We start from the raw sequence: 6,346 nt of genomic DNA, 5'->3' as shown, positions 1-6,346 counted from the left end.
TGTTTCGTTCAGTTTTCAAAGAACTACTTAGTCGCTCATTTGCGACTTCCTTATGTTAACATCTTCATTTTTCGATGTCAACTAAGTTTTTTAATTTCTTTTTTGTCGTTTTCTGCGTTTCCGCATCAGCGACGGTTATTAATATATCATGTAGAAAAATGAAATGCAATAGTTTTTCTAATAAAATTTTTAACTTAGTAAAAAAGCATAAAAACAGCACCTTTCTTCTATATAAGTATAGTTTTTTTAATCTGGCATCCATTTAATCTCGCGTTCCTTTTAATAGAAGGTTTCTCTCCCCTCAAATAAAGAAATAAAAAAAGCTTTGGAGAAATCTCCAAAGCTTAGTCTTGTTTATGGCGCATAGCTGGGAATAATAATACGTCACGAATAGATGGTGCGTTTGTTAATAACATAACAAGACGATCAATACCGATTCCTAACCCGCCCGTAGGAGGCATACCGTACTCAAGAGCTTCGATATAATCATCATCCATCATATGAGCTTCGTCATTACCTTGCTCGCGCTCTTTTAGTTGAGCTTCAAAACGTTCTTTTTGATCGATTGGATCATTTAACTCAGTGAATGCATTTGCATGTTCACGTGCAACGATAAATAACTCGAAACGATCTGTGAATCGTGGATCTTCGTCATTCTTTTTCGCAAGTGGCGAAATTTCTACCGGATGACCGTAAATAAATGTTGGTTGGATTAATTTATCTTCTACTTTTTGTTCGAAGAACTCATTAATAATATGACCAACTTCCATTGTATTCTTAATTTCCACATTATGTTCTTTTGCAAGTTCACGCGCTTCTTCTACACTCATTGGATTCCAGAAATCTGCTCCAGAGTGTTGCTTAATTGCATCTACCATATGAAGACGTGTCCATTCTGGCTCTAAATTAATTTCATAATCACCATATTGGATTGTTGTTGTACCCAATACTTTTTTCGCGATATGAGCAACCATATTTTCTGTCAGCTTCATAATATCATTATAATCAGCGTACGCTTCATATAATTCAATCATCGTAAACTCAGGGTTATGACGAGTTGATACACCCTCATTACGGAATACACGGCCGATCTCATAAACCTTTTCTAATCCACCCACAATAAGACGTTTTAAATGAAGTTCAATTGCGATACGCATATATAATTCCATATCTAACGCATTATGGTGTGTAGTGAAAGGACGAGCAGACGCTCCACCTGCAATCGCGTGCATCATAGGCGTTTCTACTTCAAGATAACCGTTGTCATCTAAATATCTTCTCATTTCACGAATGATTTTACTACGTGTAACGAACGTTTCACGGCTTTCCATACTTGTAATTAAGTCCAAGTAACGTTGACGATAGCGTTGTTCAACATCTTTTAATCCATGGTATTTATCCGGTAATGGACGAAGGGATTTCGTTAAAAGTGTAAATCCTATTGCTTTTACTGAAAGTTCTCCAACGTTTGTTTTGAACACTTTACCTTCAATACCTACTAAGTCACCTAAATCTGCTGTCGTAAATAACTCGTACTCTTCATCTCCAACAGTATCTTTACGAACATAAATTTGAACTTGCCCCTGTAAATCTTGAATATGCGCAAATCCTGCTTTTCCTTTACCGCGTTTTGTCATAATACGACCAGCGATAGAAACAGTGATTTCTTTCTCTTCTAATTCTTCTTTAGAGAATTCTCCATATAGACTTACTAAGTCAGTTGTTGAATTTGTGCGTTCAAATCGTTTACCGAACGGATCGATTCCTTGCTCACGCAAATTATGTAGCTTTTCACGACGAACAAGCAATTGGTCGTTTAATTCTTCGTGGTTCATGTTATCCATGATATTAATATCACTCCAGCTCTATTAATTTTTACAATATATACAGTATAGCATTTTCTACTCAACTAGAAAAACTGCCAGCAACTAACTGGCAGTTCTTCTTTCTTTCACGTAATTATAGGAAGTGTATAGAAGAATGTCAATCTCCTATGCCCCCTTATTAACCAACATAAATTGTTTGTTGTTTCGCTTCTACTTCTTCTACAAATGCACCTAATACATTCGCAAGGTCTTCACGTGTGTCGCAAGTATTGATACCATTACGCACACTCGCATTACCACGAACACCTTTTAAATACCAAGCTGCATGCTTTCTCATCTCTCTTACGGCAACATTTTCGTTCTTTAAATCGATAAGACGATCTAGATGCAACATACATACATCAATTTTCTCACGCACTGTTGGTTCCGGCATTAACTCACCTGTCTCTAAATACTTTACCGTACGATAAATCATCCACGGATCTCCAAGAGCAGCGCGACCAATCATAACACCATCTACACCAATTTCATCAAGCATACGCTTTGCATCTTGTGGTGTTTCGACATCACCATTTCCGATAACCGGAATATTTACAGCCTGCTTTACTTGTTTAATAATATTCCAATCTGCTTTACCTTCATACATTTGTACTCGTGTACGCCCATGAACCGCTATCGCTTGTCCACCAGCACGCTCAACAGCTCTAGCATTTTCTATTGCGAAAATATGTTCTTCATCCCAACCAATACGCATTTTAACTGTAACTGGCTTTTCAACAGCATCTACAACCGCCGCTACCATCTCATATATTTTATTTGGGTCTAAAAGCCACTTTGCTCCTGCATCACACTTAGTGATTTTCGGTACTGGGCACCCCATATTAATATCAATAATGTCTGCTGTCGTATATTTATCTACGTATTTCGCAGCATCCACAAGAGTTTCTTTCTCTCCACCAAAAATTTGTAAGCTTAATGGCTTTTCTCTCTCATCGATATATAGCATATCTAATGTTCTTTTGTTATTAAGTAATATTGCCTTATCACTTACCATTTCGGCACAAACTAAACCTGCACCAAATTCTTTTACTGTCAAACGGAATGCAGAGTTACACACTCCCGCCATCGGTGCTAATACAACCGGATTTTTCATCTGAATATTTGCAATCTTTAACACTCGATTTACTCCTTCCTTCATAGTCACTTCGGCATTAATTCATCTATCGAGACCTTTAATGCTTTAGCAACTTCTACTACAAAATCTTGGGAAGGCGATCGATTCCCTCTCTCAACTTCACCTAAAACAGATACAGATACCCCTAATTCTTTCGCAAAACCTTCTTGTGTATAGCCTTTTAGCTTTCGAAAAGCACGAATGCGTCTTCCCCATTTTTCTGCTTCCATACCGTTACTCCCTCTCGCCTTTTCATTTCTTCTACTTGTGAACGTGAAATGTCTTGTTTTATATCTTGATTGATTTCTAACAACGGAACGATAACAAAAGCTCTTTCGAACATCCGCGGATGCGGAACAATAAGATTCTCTGCTTCAATATTTTCTTGATTATATAGTAAAATGTCAAGGTCGATGGTCCTCGGGCCCCATCTAATTTCCCTTTTTCTTCCTAGGTCATTCTCTACCCTTTGTGTTACTTTCAATAATTCTTGCGGTGATAAATTGGTAGAAATTTTTATAACTAAATTTAAAAAGCAATTTTGGTCAGTATAGCCAACCGGATCGGTTTCATATACAGATGAAACATCATCAACTTGGATATGCTGGTTTTTATTTAAAAACTGAATTGCTTCAGTTAAATAAGTATAACGCTCCCCAATATTGGAACCTAATGCAATGTACGCTATATTATTCATGGACGCTCTCTCGTAATTTCTACCGCTACAGCACGATAATGTCCTGGTATCGGCGGATCCGGTTTAATTACCTTAATTGTACACCGTGAAATACTCTCATATTGTTTCAATATATCTGTAGCGATATTTTCAGCGATACTCTCTACAAGCTTATACGTTCTATCTTCAACAACTTTTCTACACAGCTCAAAAAGTTCCCCGTAATTGACAGAATGCTCTAAGTCGTCACTTTCTCCTGCGCGTTTTAAATCCAACTCCACCGTTAAATCTACTTTAAATCTCTGACCTAATTTATTCTCTTCTGGGAATACACCATGATAACCGTAAAACTCCATATCATGGATATAAATTTTATCCAATTACTTTACCCCCTTACCAATCATCGCATCCATCATCTTAGCCATACGCGCCATTTCTTTCACATCATGAACACGGATAAATTCACAGCCCTTTTCAATACCAAGACAAACGGTAGCACCCGTTCCTTCAAGACGCTCCTCCACTGGCAAATCTAATACATGACCAATAAAGGACTTTCTTGAAGTACCTAAGAGGACTGGATAACCCAGTACATTTAACTGTTCTAAATTACGCATCGCTTCTAAATTTTGTTCAGGTGTTTTCGCAAAACCGATACCTGGGTCTAAAATAATATTCTCATCTCGTACACCAGCATCTTTAGCAATTTTAATACTTTCATACAAATCAGCAATCATATCAGCCATTAAGTTGCGATAGTTCATATTATCTCGGTTATGCATTAAGATAATAGGTACATCATAATAGGCTGCAACTTCAGCAATCTTCGGTTCCGCCTTCGCTCCCCAAATATCATTAATAATATGAGCACCAGCTTCAATCGCTTGTTTTGCAACTTCAGCTTTATACGTATCGATAGAAATAGGTAATTTCGCTTCTTTCGAAACCGCCTGAATCATCGGAACGACTCGCTTTATTTCTTCTTCTACCGAAACTTTAGCAAAACCCGGGCGGGTAGATTCGCCGCCAATATCAATAATATGAGCACCTTCATTTTTCATTTCTTTCGCATGTCGCACCGCAGCATCTACTTCGTTGTAACTCCCACCATCAGAAAATGAATCTGGCGTTACATTTAAAATCCCCATAATTAATGTCTTTTCATTTAAGTTCAATGTATATTCGCCGCAGCGCAAATCATAATCCCACTTCAAACTACACATCTCCTCTTCGCAATTCATTTCTGCTCCACAATTTCTCTCTCTGCACTCCATAAAGATCCATAAGTCTTTTTGTAACCACTGCCACTTTACCCGGGAAATCTTTCTCCTCTATACGATAAAGGGGGACAATCTCTTGAATAGAGTTCGTTACGAACACTTCATCCGCTGAAAGTAATTCATCTTTTGTAAAGAAACCTTCCTTTGCTTCTATATCTAGCTCTTCAGCAGCCTTTATAATAAACGCACGAGTGATTCCGTTTAAAATCCCTGTTTCTAATGAAGGAGTATATAAAATACCTCCTTTAACAAAAAAGAGATTCGAAACAATACCCTCTGCAACATAACCTGTTTCGGTAAGAAAAATACCTTCCTTATTCACAACATTTCCAATTTCGCGTTTCCCTAAAATATTATTTAAATAATGATGGGACTTCAAGCGAAATGCACCCTCAGGTGTATTTCTCACTTGCTTTAAAATAACTCCTTCTTTTTCCACTACATTCCCTGGAGCTGCTAAAGGTTTTATAAAAACAATAACAGACGGTTCTTCATATACTTCCGTTTGTAATCCTATTTCATCTATACCCGCCGATACATTTAAGCGCACATACGCATGCTTTAACTCATTCTTAACAAGTAGATTCTTTAAAATAAGCATCACTTCATCTTTTGTCATTGTCCATTTGATTTGCAATATATCGAGCGCATCCATTAAGCGTTCATAATGATCATCCAATAAAAAGGGATGACCATTATAAATACGAAATGTCTCAAAAACCCCAAGCCCATATAGGTAACCGTGGTCATAAGGAGAAATTTCCGCTTCACTTGCTTCTACATACGCGCCATTTACGTAAATTAACACGATGTCACACTTGGGCTATATTTGCGAATGAAATTCTGTAGCAACTCTTTCCCATGAGAAGTCATAATAGATTCCGGATGAAATTGTACCCCTTCAATCGGCAACGTTTTATGACGAAGCGCCATAATTTCACCTTCTTCAGTCCAAGATGTTATCTCTAAACAATTCGGTAACGTCTCTTTTTTAACGATAAGAGAGTGATAACGTGTCGCGGTAAATGGATTTGGGATATCAGAAAAAATCGTCTGCCCATCATGATGCATTAAAGATGTTTTTCCATGCATCAAACGCTCTGCCCTGACAACATCCCCTCCAAATACTTGTGCAATTGATTGATGTCCAAGACAGACCCCAAAAATCGGAAGCTTACCTGCAAAATATTTAATAACATCCATACTGATTCCCGCCTCATTAGGACTACATGGACCTGGCGAAATCATTAAAAAATCTGGTTTCATATTCTCAATATCCGAAATAGTCACTTCATCATTACGCTTAACAACAAGCTCTTGTCCAAGTTCTCCAAGAAATTGCACTAAATTAAATGTAAAAGAATCATAATTATCAATCATTAATATCATT

Annotated in this window: 8 protein-coding genes; all 8 read right to left on the bottom strand. The window is 37.3% G+C overall.

Features of this window, described 5'->3' with window-relative positions:
* Positions 1-344: 344 nt before the first annotated feature.
* The 8 genes from lysS to pabA all read right to left on the bottom strand — a co-directional run bounded on the left by lysS (position 345) and on the right by pabA (position 6,345).
* Positions 345-1,844 carry a lysine--tRNA ligase gene (gene lysS / locus MR155_RS27115; protein ID WP_002009709.1) on the bottom strand — a complete coding sequence of 500 codons (1,500 nt, stop codon included), beginning with the start codon at positions 1,842-1,844 and terminating at the stop codon, positions 345-347.
* A gap of 160 nt (positions 1,845-2,004) precedes the next feature.
* Positions 2,005-3,003: a tRNA dihydrouridine synthase DusB gene (dusB, locus tag MR155_RS27110; protein ID WP_113938515.1), complete on the bottom strand. Its 999-nt coding sequence runs from the start codon at positions 3,001-3,003 to the stop codon at positions 2,005-2,007.
* 23 nt (positions 3,004-3,026) lie between these two features.
* Positions 3,027-3,230, bottom strand: coding sequence for a helix-turn-helix domain-containing protein (locus MR155_RS27105; RefSeq protein WP_000387027.1), 204 nt, complete (start codon positions 3,228-3,230; stop codon positions 3,027-3,029).
* Positions 3,182-3,697 carry a 2-amino-4-hydroxy-6-hydroxymethyldihydropteridine diphosphokinase gene (gene folK, locus MR155_RS27100; RefSeq protein ID WP_002138868.1) on the bottom strand — a complete coding sequence of 172 codons (516 nt, stop codon included), beginning with the start codon at positions 3,695-3,697 and terminating at the stop codon, positions 3,182-3,184. Before folK ends, MR155_RS27105 begins: the two co-directional genes overlap by 49 nt.
* Entirely contained in the window at positions 3,694-4,056 is a 363-nt protein-coding gene (folB, locus tag MR155_RS27095) for a dihydroneopterin aldolase (protein ID WP_000358063.1), read from the bottom strand. Before folB ends, folK begins: the two co-directional genes overlap by 4 nt.
* Positions 4,057-4,917, bottom strand: coding sequence for a dihydropteroate synthase (gene folP, locus MR155_RS27090; protein WP_113938516.1), 861 nt, complete (start codon positions 4,915-4,917; stop codon positions 4,057-4,059).
* Positions 4,892-5,764 carry an aminodeoxychorismate lyase gene (gene pabC, locus MR155_RS27085; RefSeq protein WP_242311562.1) on the bottom strand — a complete coding sequence of 291 codons (873 nt, stop codon included), beginning with the start codon at positions 5,762-5,764 and terminating at the stop codon, positions 4,892-4,894. The genes folP and pabC overlap by 26 nt, the downstream gene beginning before the upstream one ends.
* Positions 5,758-6,345, bottom strand: a complete 588-nt coding sequence (gene pabA, locus MR155_RS27080) for an aminodeoxychorismate/anthranilate synthase component II (RefSeq protein WP_002113273.1) — start codon at positions 6,343-6,345, stop codon at positions 5,758-5,760. The genes pabC and pabA overlap by 7 nt, the downstream gene beginning before the upstream one ends.
* Position 6,346 lies beyond the last annotated feature (1 nt).

This window comes from Bacillus cereus group sp. BfR-BA-01331 (assembly GCF_022663915.1).
Lineage (GTDB): Bacteria > Bacillota > Bacilli > Bacillales > Bacillaceae_G > Bacillus_A > Bacillus_A mycoides.
Note: the sequence above shows the minus strand (reverse complement) of the source record. Positions and strands in the feature narration are given on the sequence as shown.